Source organism: Thermogutta sp. (assembly GCF_039793925.1).
In the GTDB taxonomy this organism is placed as follows: domain Bacteria; phylum Planctomycetota; class Planctomycetia; order Pirellulales; family Thermoguttaceae; genus Thermogutta.
On sequence record NZ_JBAMME010000334.1, the window covers coordinates 15,988 to 32,932 of the forward strand.

Below are 16,945 nucleotides of genomic sequence, written 5' to 3' on the forward strand. Positions count from 1 at the left end.
CAACTGAGCAGAGCGCGAAAAAATCCCCCAGTAGGGGATCACAAGTTTAAATCCGCGAAGGCCAGCAAATCGTTTACTTTCTGCCGCCCAGTTGGGTGTCGCCCACAGTAGGAACCACCCACACCTTCAGATCGGCCTCGATATCGTGCCCGAGGTGAATCCGCACGGTGTACAAACCAAGTTCCTTGAGCGGACCCTGCAGACGAACCTGATCCGGCGACACGTTGACATTCTGGGCCTTCAACGCCTTGGAAATCTCGTTGGGGCCCACGGACCCGTAAAGGTGCCCTTCTTCGTTGGCGTTGGCTTCGATGGAAATACTCATCTGCGAGATATTTTCCGCCAGTTGCCGGAGACTGGAGATCCGAGCCCGTTCGATCTCCAGCAATCGCGCCTTGTGTTTTTCCACCATCCGTTTGTGGTGCTCCGTCGCGATGGTGGCGAGCCCCTGGGGAATGAGATAATTTACGGCGTAACCCCGTTTGACCTCCACAACATCCCCCGCCTTTCCAAGGTGCTCCACATTCTGCACGAGGAGAAGCTGGACACCCCCATGAGGACCTCGCGGCAATCCGCGAACCCCATGTTGCCGTGATTTTTTCTTGCCTTTCACCTGGTTCATAAGCCAACCTCAACCGGAATATTTCTGCTTTTTCCGCAGCCTATGAGTGCGATGCTACTTGTTGTCTTTCTACGTGGTGCGGATAAACCGCCTGAATTTTTAGCCTGTGTCCGTCGCCGTTTGCTCCACACGAAGGCCGTCGAGTCAGACAATCCCGCGGCAGTTGACTTCAGAACGGCACATCGTCCTCTGGTGGAAAATCCTCCACCGGCGCAACGTCCGGCGCGGGCGTCCCGCTGCCCGGCCCTGCGGCCCCGGCCCTGCCTCCAGTGCCTACATTATTTCCGGCCCCGCGCCCACCCAACATTTGCATGCGCTCCGCCACAACCCGTAATTTGGAGCGCTTTTCCCCTTCCTTTTCCCAGGTATCGAGGCGTAACCGCCCTTCAATCAATACCGGCGCCCCTTTTGTCAGGTACTCCCCCGCAACTTCGGCTGTCCGCCCCCACAGTGTGACATCCACATAAACCACTTCGTCCACCCATTCTCCGCTCGCACTTTTTCGCCGTTCGTTGACAGCGATTCCGATATCGCAGACGGCCGTTCCACTCGGCGTGTAACGAACCTCGGGATCCCTCGTCAAATTTCCCACCAGAATCACTCGATTGAAATTCGCCATACTTTCCACCTCCCGCCCACGAGGTCCCCGAGCCGCAGCTTGGTGAACGGGCGCATGCTAAGACTTGATCGCGCCCCCCGCATGAGGTTCGCTCCGATCATTCGTCGACGACATCAGCGTCTTCCAGTTCCTCCACATCCGCCTCGTCGTCAACCTCTTCGTCTACCCCCAGATCCGCTTCAGACACGGTACGAACGGCCACCTGGCCGCCTCTCGCGTGTTCCACGAGGACGTCAATAATCCGGGGATCAATCTTGATGTGCATAAACCGCAGGATATCCGGTGCAAGCTGCAAGCGGCGGCGGATCTCATCCATTTTTGTGCTTTCACACTTGAAGTAAATCAGCCAGTATGTACCCCGCCGCTGTTTTTTGATCGGGTACGCCAGACGGCGTTCCTCCCAAATACGGCTCACCAAAATCTCCGCGCCGTATTCCGTCAGGACATCTGTGATTTGCCGGACCACACCATCGGGGTCACGGGCAAATTTGTTGGAATCCAGAATGTAAAGGCCTTCGTAAAAGTTCTGCGCCAAATGACCTCTCCTTCCACTCAATCGCACCTACTATGGAGGGCTCAATATCTCTGAATTGCACTTCTCCATGTACCGCGTCACTGACCGGCGTCAGCGATCGCCCGCGTTAAAGCGGTTCATGCATGCCTGTATCCCTTCATGCACCCAGAGCTCCACTCCGTCGGCCGCCCGGCGATACGCCTCCCGCATCACCGCTTCTTCCTGCGGAGTAAACCGGGACAGAACGAACCGAACCGCATCCTGACCAGGCGGCGGTGCGCCGATTCCGATTCGCAACCTTGGAACGGCCTCCGTCCCCAATACCCGGATCACATCCGCCAAGCCCTTATGCCCACCCGCTGACCCTCTCGCGCGAAACCGCAATCTACCGAGCGGCAGGTTCAAATCATCGCACACCACTAAAATGTCGTCAGGGGAAAGCTTGTAAAAATCTTTTACCGCCCCGACACTCTGGCCGCTGCGGTTCATATAGGTCGTCGGGCTGAGCAAAAGGACCTTCGCCCCTCTTATCGTAACGTCCAACGTCTCGCCCGAAAACCGACGCCTCACCTGCTGCCCCTCGGCAAACCGGTGGGCAAGCTCCCGGAGCACTTCATACCCGACGTTGTGACGGGTCCCTTCGTATTCCCGTCCAGGATTCCCCAACCCCACAACCACTTTCATGGGTGGCAGTTCCGTCGAGGTTTCTCTCCAGGAGCTCCACCACGAGCGTAGCCAATCCCCTATTCGGAACACGCCACCGCGACTCCCGGGAGGTCACCCCCGCACTACTCCTTGTCCTCTTCTTCCTCGGCAGCTTTCTTGCGTCCGATAACTTCCGGTTCGGCAGGTCCGGGTGCTGGCGCCGCTTCCTCAATCTCTTCCTCACCAGCCGGAGCATGACACACCACGACAACCTCGTCGGGACCCACGAGGGCCTTGGCTCCCTCTGGTAACGCGATGTCCTTTACCATAATTGCCCCACCCAATCCAAGCTGGGTGATCAGCACCACAAGCTTCTCCGGGATCTTGTCCACCTCACACTCAATCGCCAGACTATGGAGATGCTGCGCCAAACGCCCACCTGCTTTCACGCCTGGCGCATCCCCCCGCAATTCGATGGGCACCTCGGTGCGAACCCGCTCGTGGGCACTGACCCGCGTCAAATCGACGTGAAGGATCTCCTTCCCCCACGTATCCCACTGCAATTCCTTGATGTAGGCCTGTTCACGGACGGCCCCTGTCAACTGGATAAGCCGCGTACCGTGCCGAACGGCAGCCGCCAGCACGTCACGTGGCAAGCTCAAACACACGTTCTCCTGCTTGTGTCCATAGAGGATCGCGGGCACTTTTCCCGAAGCGCGGAGCCGCTTGTTCCTCCTTTTCCCGCCCGGTGATCGGAATTCGACAGGTATCTGCTCGATCATGGACCTACCCTAACGATGGTTCCTTCTCATTCGCCGCACCGCCCGCCTGGAATAAACCCAAAGGCTGCCGGTACCTGACTGAATGGCAACTTTTTCAACACAAAACTCTTTCGGCGTGTTTTTTCCACTGCCTCCCGATTGCGGAATGTTCCCGCCCCGGAGAGGTCATCGCCCAGGCGAATCGCGGTCGCTTGGAAAATCTTCATTTTTGGCGTTTTTTTGAAAATTGCAAGGGCAGCCCCCCGAAGGGGACTCCATGGGGCTCGATACCCATGAATACCCACGCTCCGTCTAGCGATACGTCCGGAAAAGTTTGCTAACCGACTCGTGCCGATGGATCCGTTTAACGGCCTCTCCCAGAAGCTCCGAGACCGTGAGGACCCTCACATTGGGCAACCGACGGCTGTCGTCGAGTGGAATCGTGTCCGTGACCACGATCTCCTCAGCCGGTGCCGCGGCCAGCCGCTCCACCGCTGGGCCGCAAAACACGGGATGCGTCGCCGCCAAATATATTTTTGCTGCCCCGGCTTCTTTCACCATGTGAGCCGCACCCGAGATCGACCCTCCGGTACTGATCATGTCATCGAAGATCAGGGCCACCTTGCCCTTGACCGATTCGCCAATCAAATGCGCCTGAGAGGTCGTTGTCCCGCTGCTCCGCCGCTTATCCACAATCGCCAACTTGCCTCCGAAAACCGGAAGGTGAATCAACGTCCTCTTGATGGCACCCTCATCCGGGCTCACAACTACAATGTCTTCCAACGGAATTCCAAGACTGAGGAAATAGGAATCCAGCACCGGAGCCGCGTAGAGATGGTCGACAGGGATATCAAAAAAACCCTGAAGTTGCGGGGCATGAAGGTCCATGGTGAGGACCCTGTCCGCGCCAGCCCGCGTTATCAAATTGGCCACCAGCTTCGCTGTGATAGGGACCCGGCCCTCATCTTTCCTGTCTTGTCTAGCATACCCAAAATACGGAATGACGGCCGTAATCCGTTCCGCACTCGCCCGCTTGAAGCTGTCGATCATGATGAGCAACTCCATGAGGTTCTCATTCACCGGCGGGCAGGTGGGCTGAACGATGAAAATGTCACGGCCGCGGACGTCTTCCTCGATCTTGCACGAAATCTCACCATCTGGGAATCGACCGAGGGAGATTCTTCCCAATGGCAGGCCGACATAATCGGCCACTTTCTGGGCCAGCTCCGGATTGGCCCGACCGCTAAAAATCTTCATTTCATGCATGGACATACTCGCTCAATCCTCGCTTATTCACCGGCCCACCCCAAAGCCACGACAGTGCCCCATAAGTTTTCTGCCGCTTCGAGGAGTGCAAAACCGGTCTTCTGAAGAATCCATCTTCGCCAAACTCCGGGTCTCCTTCCAGCGGGACCGCGTGGCAACACTGTTTTCAGAAAAAACAGAATCCGCCCACACACTTCTTGACAGTCAATACTCCCGCTTTATCCTATAGTCTTTGCGATTGAAAGATCGTCTCTAAGGAGGCATCCCAAATCCTTAAAGCTCAAAGCGCCGCGAAGGCCTGCGCCACGACGAGGCGGCATGGATAGTGCCTCGTAACCTTTTTTGTGTTACCCAAAACGTGTTACCCGGGCTGGTTTGGGAGAGTCGGCTTTTATGGAACGGCATCCACAAACCGCCAGGATTTGCCAATCGTCCAATCTGCCTATAAATAAGAGCAATTGAGAATGCCTAAACGGATGCTGGCCTGGTTCACAAGCATTTTGGTGTTGATTGTGTCGGCGAATGGCCACACGGCCGGCGAGGTTTCTTCCGCGTCCGGAAACTTGACCGGCAACAGTCAGCAAACTGTTGAAAAATCCTCGGCCCAGTTGAATGAGCGCGGCAGTTCTCGCCCCGAGACGATCGAGGGTCAAAAGCTGACGACATCAGAGATACTCAACCGCCTTGTCCCCGAAGAGCAGGCCATCGCGCAGCGGCTTTTCAGCTTGGGAGCTTCTCTCGGTACGGATGTTAGTGGAACGGCCGCCCATATTGTCTCCGTCAATTTGGCAGGCAGACCGATCACCGAAGCAAACCTGGAACCCATTGGTCGGTTACGGGAATTACGTTCTCTTGTGCTCGATGGAACGCCCATCACTGATGTGGGTCTCGTTTACATCGCTCCCTTGCTCAAGTTGGAACAGATCTACCTTAATGGGACGCAAATCAGCGGAGCGGGGCTCGCCATCCTCGCAGAGTTGCCCAACTTGCGGGTGATCGAAGTGGCGGGAACCCGCGTCTCGGATCGGGGGGTGGCTTTTCTGGTCGGCATGCAGCATTTGGAAAGTCTGGCCCTTGGTGGGACGCTGGTGACCGACCAGGCTATGGCTGAGATAGGAAAAATCGCGAGTCTCCGCTTTCTCGACCTGCGATTCACGCGTGTCGGAAATTCCGGCTTGCGGGCCCTCGCGCCGCTCCGCCTGCAATATCTCAACTTGATGGGCACGCGGGTGGATGACGAAGGGCTGGCTGCGCTCGCCACGATGAGTTCTTTACGCGAACTTTATCTGCCACCAGGCGTTACCGACCAGGGCCTGCAACAGCTCTCCCCACTGAAAGACCTTGAATACCTTGGCCTTGCCGGAACACGCGTGACCGATCAAGGCACCCGGTTTCTCGCCGGTTTTGTGAACTTGAAAGGGCTCAATTTGTCGGGGACGCAGATTTCCGACGGCGGATTAGAAGCTCTCGTGGAACTCAAGAACTTGCAGTTCGTGGACCTGTCGCGAACGTTGATTACTGATAAGGCCGCACAAACAGTCTGTTCGTGGACCAAGCTCGTGTACCTCAATGTGGACGATACCAAAATCGGTGACATTTTTGTCTCTCACATTTGTAGCCGACTGCCTTTGGAATCGCTCGCCATTGCTCGGACCCTGGTAACTGATGCCGCCAGCGAAGCGCTCTCCAAGTGCGGGACACTCAAAATGCTCATTGCGTCGGATTCCAAAATGACCAGCGACGGCGTGGCTGCCCTCGCCAAACAAATGCCTCAAACACAAATAGTGTACAATCCAACACAAAAGGGCAAGTTGTAAATGTGTCAAGCATGTTATATTTGGAAATATTCACGGGGGAGGCCAAAACTCCGCTCCACAAAAAAACGCAAATCAGTTGCACTTTCAAAGCGGCCGTGTTAAATTTGGGCGAATGGGAATTCTTCTCGCAAGGGGCGAACCGGTCTTGTTGGGTATTTGTTCATTGGGGATGCTAGTAGAGGAGGTTTGACTCATGGGACACGTTTCTAGCGCCAAGGTTCCAAAATGGAGAAAAGGGTTCACTCTCGTCGAGCTCCTGGTCGTGATCGCGATCATCGGTATTTTGATCGCACTCCTCTTGCCTGCGGTGCAAGCCGCGCGGGAAGCGGCTCGCCGTAGCCAGTGCACCAACAACCTGAAACAATTTGCGTTGGCTGTCCATAATTACCACGACGTGTACAAAACGTTTCCCCGACAGAGCTACATCAGCTTTTTGCCCGGTTCGGGTGTGAATCGCGACCCGTGGCGGATCTGGCAAGGTTACAGCGTCCACACGATGATCCTGCCGTACATCGAACAGCGGGCCATTTATGATAGAATCGATTGGCGAATCTGGGACGGTTGGTACAACCAACCCGCTCAACTCCGGCAGACCCCGATTCAGACCTTCCTGTGCCCGTCTGACATGAAGGCCCCTCAAACCGGGTGGCTAAACGGGCCGGGTTGCAATTATGCGGTCAACTCGGGCCCCTGGCTGATTTGGTGGGATTACAGTCAAGTATGTCCGGGCACCTTCCGGCCAAATCTTGAAACGACCATCGCCGAGGTCATCGATGGCACGTCGAATACTATCATGGCCTCCGAAGTGCTCAAAGGGGATGACAACGGCGCCCAGTACCTGCCGGGCGAGCCCGTGCGGAACGTTATTCCAAGCTGGTACAATCACGGCGACCCCAATACCTATTTGGCTCCCACGCTGCGTAATCAACCGGTCCAGCCCTATATCGATAATCTGAACGCTTGGGGTATCCAATGCCAAGCTAATCGGGGCGACCACCTGAGCAACAACGGATGGAACTGGATGGGTGCGAACTATACCCAAACGGTCTTCAACACGATCGTACCGCCCAACTGGCAATATCCCACGTGCATTGCCGAGAATCCCCCGGGAATGGCCTCCGACCGGGACGGCGCCTATCCTGCCCGAAGCTATCACCCCGGTGGCTGCAACCACGCCATGGTGGATGGTTCGGTACGATTCATTTCCAATACGATCGATTTGCCGACGTATTGGGCGCTGGGCAGCCGGGCAGGACGTGAATCGGTGCAAGTTCCGTGAGAGTAACGTCAGACAAGGGCAAAAGCTCTTGGCGAAAATCCACGCCTGACGAACGAGCGGGCTGAGGCATGAACGTTTGGGCCTCAGCCTGCTCTGGTTGACATTGTGTCTCAACTCGTGCAGGGAGGACTCCATCTATGGTGCAGCGATTTGCTTCCGTGGTTGTTCTGCTGACTTTTGCGGCCTTTCTTTGGGGATGCTCTAAGGCAGAACGCGTTAAGCCGCCGGAACGGAACCCTAAGGAAGAGTTGGCGAAGGTGCTGGTACCCATCGCAGAGGGCAAGTTGCAGCAAGCAGGCAGCGCAATGGGAGAAGTCATGAACTTGATTGAACAGATCAAAAAGACCGATCCTGCGCTGGGAAATGAGCTGGAAGCCGACGGCAAGAAGATCATGAGCACTCAGGATATCAACATGGTGAAGGCTACCGCGCAGGCAATGCTGCAGAAGCTGGGTGCAGGGAGCAGCGGCGGGGCGGCTCCGTCGCAACCATCTCCATGAGGTAGCCCGTAACCTGAGTGATGAACTACATTTAAGGAAAACAGCCACGTCGCCCGGCTCTCTCCGCGGCGTGGCGTTTTTATTAGACAGCCTCAAGGGAGCGAAGAGTTTTTTCGGCAACACGGGAACCTATTTCCCGTATTCGCAAAGTCAATCATCTTCGAAAAGTTGAACCGATTGCCTGGGGTGGGAATACAACATAATGGACAGATCCGTCTTTCCGACACACCGTAAAGCTTGTTTGAAGTACGGACTCCGCTGTGGAGAATGAGGCTCGCTAGCAGAAAACCGTCAGACTGGTGCAATCCGGAGGAATTGCCCAAAGCAGACGTAGTACCGGAACAACAATCTGCCAGACGCTCCTTCTGGGTGCGAAAGCGCTTCTGGGCGGCCTGCGCTGCTCTCCTGCTGATCGGCGTTCTGTTCCGACTGGTGTGGGATTGGACCCATCCGCCCAGTCCCTTGCTCCAGGTCGCTGCGGATGCTGCGCCGGAAGTGGCCGAATTACTTCGGGAGGCTGATCAACTGGCCCAGGATACCGTCGCCATCTTCCCTGATGACCCGTATGCCTGGGATGTGATGGGACAGCTCCTCGGCCGGTTTGGAAAAACCGAAGATGCAACGCAATGCTGGGAAAAGGCACTGCAGCTTGATCCGAATTTTGCGGTGGGCTATCAGTCTCTCGGTAATCTGGCCCTGGAGCGCGGGGAACTGAAGAAGGCTGCCGAGTATTACCGCAAGGCATGGGAACTCCAGCGGGATTCCTCGGTCTTTCCTGTACAGTTGGCGGAAGTTCTCATCCAGGATGGTCAGTTGGAAGAAGCCCGCCAGGTGCTGACCGAGTGCCTGCGTCGGCACCCGCGTTCGCTTCCAGCGCGGGCCCTTCTCGGTCAGATTCTCGTCCCGCTAAAAGATTACTCTGCGGCCTGTGAGCATCTTATGTATGTGATCACAGCCAATCCAGACTATACCAATGCGTATTATCCCCTGTCGACAGCCTTAAGCCGCCTAGGACACACGGAGGAATCGCGAAAGTACCTGGCGCGATTCCAAGAGATGAAGCGGCGAGACGAACAGCGACACCGCACAACTCTTAAGACAGAGACCCAACTGCCCGCCGTGCGGGCCGCTTTAGCACGTGCCTATCTGCTCGTGGCCAAAATCTACATTGCACGGGGTGACATTGCGACGGGAGAACGCCTTTTGAAACGAGGTCTGGAGCTGAATCCCGACGAAGAAGAAATTCCGCCGCTTTTGGGATGGCTCTATTTTAAAACCGGCCGTGAAAACGAGGCGGCCTCGCTTCTCCACGATTACCGTCAAAAACACCGCGACTCACTGGAGGCGCAAATGGCCACGGGCAAGGTTTTTGCCGAATTCAAAAGGTTTGACGAAGCGGAAGCCGCTTACCGTCGTGCGATTGAGCTGACTCCACTCGAGGCTGGCGGATACGCTGCGCTTGCCTCGCTGTACCTCACGGCCGGGAAGCGTCCCTTTGATGCACACGTTCTGGCCCTGAGGGCCGCCGCCCGGGAACCCGCTCCCCAGTTCTTTTTCATCCTTGCGATTGCAGCTCAACGCGACGGCGACAGCCAAGCAGCGCTTTCCGCCGCCCAGGAAGCCGCCCGCCTTGACCCCACCAACGATCAGTACCAGAGGTTGCTCGACAGCCTTCGCCGCACGCTGTGAGACCACGAATTTCACTGATTATGCTGCTGGCATCTCTGCACTTGCGACTTTTGCTGATCGGGGCCCTGGTGGCGACACTGGGATTCAGCGGATGCCGCCGCAGGCAAACTCCGTCTTCTGAATCCCATATTCCTCTCATGCGAGATGTCACCAACGAGACGGGCATCACCTTTGTTCACACCGATGGGAGCAGCGGCCGCCGTTATATCATGGAAACAGTCACGTGCGGACTGGCGCTCTTTGATTACAACAACGACGATCTCCTGGATATCTACTTTGTCAATGGAGCGCCGCTGCCGGGTGCCCCACCGCGCAATCCGCCTCCTCGCAATGAACTGTGGCGCAACGACGGCCACTGGCACTTCACTAATGTGACCGACCAAGCAGGTGTGGGCGACACAGGGTTTGGCATGGGCGTGACGGTCGGTGATTACGACAATGATGGCTGGCCGGACATATTCGTGAATAACTATGGCCCGAATAAACTTTATCACAATAACGGCGATGGAACATTTACTGACGTCACCGACCGGGCTGGGGTGAGCGGTGGAAATCGCATGGGCGCCGGTGCTGCCTTTCTCGACTACGACAACGACGGAGACCTCGATCTCTACGTGGCCAACTACGTGAAGTTTACAGAAGAAAGCCATCGAGTCCATTACGTGAAAGGCTACCCCATGTACGCAGGACCACGCGATTTTCCGCCTGAGCCTGATCAGCTTTATCGCAACAATGGCGATGGCACATTCACCGATGTCAGCGTGGAAACGGGCATCGGAACGCATGCCGGCTCGGGGATGGGAATCGTGTGCTCCGACTACGACAATGATGGTGATACGGATGTGTTTGTCCTCAATGATGTGGCGGGCAATTTTCTTTTCCGCAACGATGGCAAGGGACACTTTGAGGAAATCGGGCTGGAATCGGGTTTTGCCTACAATGGAAGCGGCGATGAACTCGGGAGTATGGGCATCGATTGCGGTGACTACGATAACGACGGTTGGCTGGATTTGTTCATGACTTCGTATCAGGCCGAGCTGCCTGTGCTCTATCGCAATCTGGGCAATGGAACCCTGGAAGACGTCACCGTGGTGACTGGTGCTGGGCAGGGATGTCTCCCCTATGTGAACAGGGGAACTGGTTTAATCGACTTTAATAACGATGGTTGGAAAGATTTATTTATTGCCTGCGGCCATCTGCAAGACAATATCGACATCTATGACGACACCACGGCCTACGCAGTACGGAACATTTTGCTTCTCAATCGGGGAAACGGCACGTTCGAGAACGTGAGTCATCGCTGCGGTGACGGCCTTAATCCCGTTTACAGCAGTCGCGGTGCCGTGTTTGGCGACCTCAATAATGACGGTGACATCGATATTGTCGTGCTGAACTCTCGAGAAAAACCAACGATTATTCGTAACGATCAGCGAACTGGAAATCACTGGGTTCAGATCACGCTTCATGGCACGAAGTCAAATCGGGATGCCGTGGGGGCGAAAATCAAAGTTGTCGCGGGAAATCTTACCCAGGTGGACGAGGTGCACAGCGGACGCGGTTATCAAAGTTACTGGGGACCGCGGCTCCACTTTGGCCTGGGCCGGGCCACAGAAATTACTCGCATTGAGATTCATTGGCCGTCCGGAAACACACAGGTATTTGAGCATCTTCCGGTTGATCGGTTCCTGACCTTCACGGAAGGCGAATCCACTTTTGTAAGCAAGACCGTCAATGAGATGCCGCACTGATACACAGTTCTTTGTCTATGTTATTGAAACAATATACACATAGATTCGCTATTTACCTCCTACTGCTCGTCAGCACGGTCGTGGTATGCCAGACGAGCTGTCGGCGTGGTGTCGACTCCTCGGGCACAGGCGGCCGTACCAGCAGCGGTATCCTCCTCAAAGACGTGTCCACAAAAGTAGGCATTACGTTTCAACACACCGATGGCAGCAGCGGTGAGCACTATATCATTGAACCGATGAGTGCCGGGCTCGCACTTTTCGACTACGACAATGATGGTTTTATCGATATTTATTTTCTCAATGGCGCCCCGCTCCCCGGCTATAAAGGACCCCGCAATCCGCGTAATGCTTTGTACAGGAATAACGGCGACTGGACATTCACCGACGTGACGGACCGGGCGGGGGTAGGTGACACAGGATATGGACTTGGCGTAACGGTGGGTGATTTCGACAATGATGGCGACCCCGACCTCTATCTGAACAACTATGGTCCAAATGTTTTCTATCGCAACAATGGTGACGGGACTTTTACCGACATCACGGGACAAACCGGAACTGCCGGTCCGGCCGACTACGTTGGAGCTGGCGCGCTTTTCGTCGATGTTGACCGTGACGGTCTGCTCGATCTTTACGTGGGAAATTATCTCCGATTCGATCCCAGTATGAATGTTGTGCGGATGATTGACGGCATGCGATCTTATCCGTCGCCTCGAGACTATTTACCCATTCCTGATACTCTCTATCGCAACAATGGTGACGGAACGTTTGCTGACATCAGCGAGACTTCCGGAATCGCCGCCGTTAAAGGAACTGCCATGGGGATGGTGGCCGCCGACATCGATAATGACGGAGACACCGATATCTTTGTTCTCAATGACGTTGCAGAGAATTTCTTATTCATCAATGATGGCACCGGCCATTTCACCGAATCTGCGATCGAACGTGGAGTTGCTTACAACGCTTATGGTGAGGAAAACGCCAGTATGGGCGTGGATTGCGGTGATGTGGACCGTGATGGCTGGCTCGATTTCTATATGACCGCTTACGAAGATGAGCTGGCTGTTTTTTATCGCAATCTCGGTGACGGTTACTTTGAGGACGTCACCCAGCTTACAGGCGCGGGTGAAGGTACGTACCCACACGTCAATTGGGGCGTTGGCCTAGTCGATCTCGATAACGATGGTGACCTGGATATCTTTATTGCCAACGGACACACGGAGGATAATGCCGAGGCCCGAACCGCCGCCACCGCGTGGCGGGTCCGCAACCTCGTGTTGATAAACGACGGAAAAGGACATTTTCGAAACGTCACAGACGACTGCGGTGACGGGCTTGCACCGGTCGAGGCCAGTCGCGGTGCGGCCTTCGCCGATCTCGACAATGATGGGGATATTGACATTGTGGTCCTCAACTCGCGGAGTGCACCCACGATCATTGAAAACCGAACGAGTAACGGCAATCACTGGATTCAGATTATTCTCGAGGGAACCAAGACAAATCGCGATGGTGTCGGCAGTCGAGTAACACTGACCGCGGGGGATTTAAGACTCGTCCAGGAAAAGCTTGGAGGACGCGGTTACCAGTCTTACTGGGGTTCAAGGCTCCATTTCGGTTTAGGCCAACACAATCGTATCGATCAGATAGAAGTTCACTGGCTGAGCGGCACGGTAGACATACTAAGAAACATACCGATCGATTGTTTTATAAGGATTAAAGAAGGAACCGGGCGTTTTGAAGTTGTACGGTTACCACGGGCAAAGGGCTCTCCGAAATAGGCTTTCCGGCCAGCGCCGATAAAAGCCACACGAGGGAGGCCACTCAAATGACCTCGCGCACGCACGTTCTCACTTGGCTGGTGGTGATTGCAGGAGTTGGACTTGGAGCTATTTCCTTTATTTTAATTAAACGTCAGGTGTTATTCAAAGAACATATTCAACAGGAAACTGCACAGAGTCGTTCGGGAGCAACTATTATTGTTCCCGAAGTCGTCAATAAGCCGATACCCGAGACGGGGCAGCAGGTCGCCGCGGAGATGGACGCAGTTGCGCAGTGGCTCGAAATAACGTTCCCCCAATGCGTGGAAATGCTCGAGCTTAGCGCTCGGCTGCGGTTCCACCGCGGTGAACTTGATAAAGCTGAACAGTTATGGTGCCGTGCGATAAGCATCGATCCCACCTATCCCTTTGCTCATCATGGGGTGGCGATCGTGCGGGCTTTGCATGGCGATTATGAAGCCGCAATCAGTGAATATCGTGAGACGCTTCGCTTCAGCCCACGGGCTCTGGAACCGCTTCTCGAGTTAGGCGATGTACTCATTAAAGCCGGAAAGATTGATGACGCCATTGATCTACTGGAAAATGACTTTCCTTCTACGGTAGAGTCGCTATGGCGATACACCATGCTCGGAGAGTGTTATCTGCATAAAGGTGATCTGGCCAAAGCGCGACTCATGTATGAACTGGCTCTTTCCCGCAGTCCCAATGATACATCTGCTTTGTATGGCCTGTCGCTTGTTCTGGCCCGTTTGGGCCGCCAGGCCGAAGCCGATAAAGTGGCCGAACAGCTCAAACAGCTTCGTGAGTCGGAACGCCAAAAACAGCGACAAGAGCGACGTCGTTTTGACGAGCGAACGGACCTTGCCGGAAAACTGGCCGAGGTGTACGGTGGTGTCGCCAGATTTCTCCTAGCGGTCGATGCGATCGAGCAGTCAAGAGCGATTGCGCACCGGGCTATTCAACTTCAACCCGACCAGCCGGTGGCACGACAGGTTCTGGCGGAAATTCGGCTCAAAGAACTGGCGCCCGTGGCAGCGGTCGCTCACTCCGTTTCTCAGGGCGAGGGAGACCACCAAAGGGACACACAATCACAGGGTCAGCCGCCCCAGAAGAGTTCCTCGAATACGCGGCCATGATAGCCTGACGACATGGCTGACAAACAGCTTGATGAACTCGGGCTGGTGAGATTGAGTTATGGGATGTATGCGATCGTCGCCTTGGAGCGATTTGAGTGTCGGCTTCGCGTTTTTGATAATGCTTTTTTTTGTCCTTCTCACTCTGCCGGTACCGGGATGCCGTCGCCCAGAACAGGCGGACCGTCCCAGCCCCGAAGCCACAGATTTAGAAACGCACCGTTCTTTGGCCTCTTCCGCGCAGGGAGTCGAGAATCAATCGACAAGGCCTGCACCTGCTTCCTTTTGTTTTCGAGACGTCACGGATTCATGCGGCATTCAGTTCGTTCATACCGATGGGAGCAGTGGCCGCCGGTACGTGATTGAGCCCATGTCCGCTGGCCTGCTTTTGTTCGATTACAACAACGATGGCTGGATTGATATCTATTTCCTTAATGGCGCTCCACTCCCGGGCTACACTGGTCCTCCGTCTCCTCGAAATCATTTGTATCGCAACCTGGGTAATTGGCGATTCGTGGATGCCACTGATCAGGCCGGAGTCGGAGACACTGGCTACGGACTGGGAGTCGCCGCTGCCGATTTCGACAACGATGGTGACGAGGATATCTATGTCAACAATTTCGGACCGAACGTGTTTTACAGAAATAACGGTGACGGAACGTTCACCGATGTTACCCACCAGACAGGAACTGCGAACGGAGAGAAAATGGGGGCCGGGGTATGTTTTGTTGATATTGACCGGGATGGATGGGTAGATTTGTATGTCGGTAACTATATTCACTTTACATTTGACCAGCATATATCGCGGACCATTAATGCTGTCCCCTCTTACCCCGGACCGCTCGACTATACAGCCGTTCCTGATACTCTCTATCATAATCAGAGAGACGGTACTTTCGCGGATATTTCCGGGCCTTCGGGCATCTCTCAACTCGCTGGAACAACCATGGGCATGGTTGCCGGCGATTTTGACAACGATGGAGACGATGACATCTTCATTTGCAATGACGTGCGAGAAAACTTTCTCCTTATTAATGATGGATTCGGCCACTTTGAGGAAGCCGCCATCTTGCGTGGCGTCGCCTACGATGCCAGTGGCTCTCCCCAGGCGAGTATGGGTGTGGACTGCGGCGACTTAAACCGCGACGGCTGGCTGGATCTCTTTATGACGTCCTACCAGAACGAGACGGTCACCTTCTACCGCAACCTCGGCAAGGCATTCTTTGAAGATGCGACGGCCGTCACCGGAGCCGGTGCGGGAAGCTATCCCTACGTGACCTGGGGCGTCGTCCTTGCTGACTTCGACAACGATGGTGACAAAGATGTCTTTATCGCTTGCGGTCATCTGGATGATAATGTAGAACTCCGCGATCGCAGCACATCCTACCGCGCGAAAAACATTGTTCTGAAGAACCAAGGCGACGGACGGTTCGTTAACGTCAGCGCCCAAAGCGGCGATGGGCTCCAGGTTGCCAAGAGCAGCCGCGGAGCCGCCGGTGCCGACCTCGATAATGACGGGCGCATTGACATTGTGGTTGTTAATTCCCGGGACTCTCCCACGATTCTGCACAACGAGACGCCGACCCCCTACAACTGGTTGGAGCTTCTCCTGGAAGGTCGCGCCAGTAACCGGAGCGCAATTGGCGCTAAGGTCAAAGTGGTGGCTGGCGACCTCGTCCAGTATGACGAGGTTCACAGCGGACGCGGATACCAGAGTGACTGGGGCCGGCGACTTCATTTCGGTCTCCGAGAGCACAATGAAGCTCAGCTTATCGAAGTCACCTGGCCGACCGGACGCATCGAGCGGTGGTCACACATTCCGGCCAACCGAATTGTCAAGCTCATTGAAGGTGAAACCAGTTGGCTCACGGTGCACACCACACCATCGAGCTCTTCTCCCCAAAGAAAATAACGCGCCACGTGGTCTGTATTAACTCACGTGGCGCGACGCAGTCACGCCCTTGTTTGTGGTTAGTTCACGAACCTCTACGCTTGCCGACTGCGCCAGATTACTCATTGATTCGGGCGAGGCGGAACAGGCGGTATCGCCCGAACACGCTTCTGGATGTCTGTCTCAAGGACACCGAAGGTGGCTTCGTGCCGCTGGATTGTAAGCTGAAGTGCGTGAAGCATCCGCTTGGCGGTATAAAAATTCATGACAATCCGTTGGCTCACCACGATCGGCTGGGCAGGAATGCCGATCGGCTGCGGATTCAAACCGAAGTCGATGATGACCTCTTCCGGCGTTCCAGTGACACGACAGAAATTCGCATAACTGGCTGTCACCTTGCTGTCGTCAATCTGCAGCGTGACCCGAGGTGGAGCCGCCTGCTGTTGCTGAAACTGTTGCGGTTCCACGGCAGTTTGTGATGCCTTGTTTTCCTGATCCGTGACATCTGTTTCCGGGGGGTGAGGAAGATCGAAGTCTGACACGGCCAATCCCTTTCGTGAAAATTAGGTCCTCTTAACTCTTCGTCGCACCACCATATGGCGCGACCCCACTATCACAACCGGCGGTAGAAGATACCGCCAGCTCCCATTGTCATGGAATCACCGTCTAAAGGAATATAGCACACA

At 55.2% G+C, this 16,945-nt stretch carries 16 protein-coding genes; 8 read left to right on the forward strand and 8 right to left on the reverse strand.

The features are described 5' to 3' along the window. Positions 1-73: 73 nt before the first annotated feature. From rplI to ABJK56_RS18060, 7 genes are all read right to left on the reverse strand, one after another. Positions 74-622 (reverse strand): 50S ribosomal protein L9, encoded by a 549-nt coding sequence (rplI, locus tag ABJK56_RS18030; protein WP_347246072.1) that lies wholly within the window; start codon positions 620-622, stop codon positions 74-76. Between the two features lie 169 nt (positions 623-791). Further along, complete coding sequence (locus ABJK56_RS18035) at positions 792-1,241, reverse strand: single-stranded DNA-binding protein (RefSeq protein WP_347246073.1); 450 nt, start codon at positions 1,239-1,241, stop codon at positions 792-794. A gap of 97 nt (positions 1,242-1,338) precedes the next feature. Beyond that, entirely contained in the window at positions 1,339-1,776 is a 438-nt protein-coding gene (gene rpsF / locus ABJK56_RS18040; protein WP_347246074.1) for a 30S ribosomal protein S6, read from the reverse strand. A 90-nt stretch (positions 1,777-1,866) separates the two neighbouring features. Next, entirely contained in the window at positions 1,867-2,439 is a 573-nt protein-coding gene (pth, locus tag ABJK56_RS18045; RefSeq protein ID WP_347246075.1) for an aminoacyl-tRNA hydrolase, read from the reverse strand. A 104-nt stretch (positions 2,440-2,543) separates the two neighbouring features. Further along, on the reverse strand, positions 2,544-3,182 hold the full coding sequence (locus tag ABJK56_RS18050; RefSeq protein ID WP_347246076.1) for a 50S ribosomal protein L25: 639 nt from the start codon (positions 3,180-3,182) through the stop codon (positions 2,544-2,546). Positions 3,183-3,208: 26 nt separating this feature from the next. Beyond that, complete coding sequence (locus ABJK56_RS18055) at positions 3,209-3,388, reverse strand: hypothetical protein (protein WP_347246077.1); 180 nt, start codon at positions 3,386-3,388, stop codon at positions 3,209-3,211. Positions 3,389-3,473: 85 nt separating this feature from the next. Further along, entirely contained in the window at positions 3,474-4,418 is a 945-nt protein-coding gene (locus ABJK56_RS18060; RefSeq protein ID WP_347246121.1) for a ribose-phosphate pyrophosphokinase, read from the reverse strand. Between the two features lie 473 nt (positions 4,419-4,891). Here ABJK56_RS18060 and ABJK56_RS18065 point away from each other — a divergent pair, with 473 nt between their 5' ends. From ABJK56_RS18065 to ABJK56_RS18100, 8 genes are all read left to right on the forward strand, one after another. Then, on the forward strand, positions 4,892-6,244 hold the full coding sequence (locus ABJK56_RS18065) for a hypothetical protein (protein WP_347246078.1): 1,353 nt from the start codon (positions 4,892-4,894) through the stop codon (positions 6,242-6,244). 193 nt (positions 6,245-6,437) lie between these two features. Continuing rightward, positions 6,438-7,523: a DUF1559 domain-containing protein gene (locus ABJK56_RS18070; RefSeq protein WP_347246079.1), complete on the forward strand. Its 1,086-nt coding sequence runs from the start codon at positions 6,438-6,440 to the stop codon at positions 7,521-7,523. Between the two features lie 137 nt (positions 7,524-7,660). Then, positions 7,661-8,023, forward strand: coding sequence for a hypothetical protein (locus ABJK56_RS18075; protein ID WP_347246080.1), 363 nt, complete (start codon positions 7,661-7,663; stop codon positions 8,021-8,023). 267 nt (positions 8,024-8,290) lie between these two features. Continuing rightward, positions 8,291-9,712 (forward strand): tetratricopeptide repeat protein, encoded by a 1,422-nt coding sequence (locus ABJK56_RS18080; RefSeq protein WP_347246081.1) that lies wholly within the window; start codon positions 8,291-8,293, stop codon positions 9,710-9,712. Positions 9,713-9,732: 20 nt separating this feature from the next. Beyond that, positions 9,733-11,460: a CRTAC1 family protein gene (locus tag ABJK56_RS18085; RefSeq protein ID WP_347246082.1), complete on the forward strand. Its 1,728-nt coding sequence runs from the start codon at positions 9,733-9,735 to the stop codon at positions 11,458-11,460. 17 nt (positions 11,461-11,477) lie between these two features. Further along, positions 11,478-13,235 carry a CRTAC1 family protein gene (locus ABJK56_RS18090; RefSeq protein ID WP_347246083.1) on the forward strand — a complete coding sequence of 586 codons (1,758 nt, stop codon included), beginning with the start codon at positions 11,478-11,480 and terminating at the stop codon, positions 13,233-13,235. 47 nt (positions 13,236-13,282) lie between these two features. Next, the gene (locus ABJK56_RS18095) at positions 13,283-14,371 is read left to right on the forward strand and encodes a tetratricopeptide repeat protein (protein ID WP_347246084.1); all 1,089 of its coding nucleotides are present in this window, start codon (positions 13,283-13,285) and stop codon (positions 14,369-14,371) included. Positions 14,372-14,738: 367 nt separating this feature from the next. After that, entirely contained in the window at positions 14,739-16,280 is a 1,542-nt protein-coding gene (locus ABJK56_RS18100) for a CRTAC1 family protein (protein ID WP_347246085.1), read from the forward strand. Between the two features lie 101 nt (positions 16,281-16,381). On the opposite strand, the gene ABJK56_RS18105 is transcribed toward ABJK56_RS18100, so the two are convergent. Continuing rightward, positions 16,382-16,801 (reverse strand): DUF3467 domain-containing protein, encoded by a 420-nt coding sequence (locus ABJK56_RS18105; RefSeq protein ID WP_347246086.1) that lies wholly within the window; start codon positions 16,799-16,801, stop codon positions 16,382-16,384. Positions 16,802-16,945 lie beyond the last annotated feature (144 nt).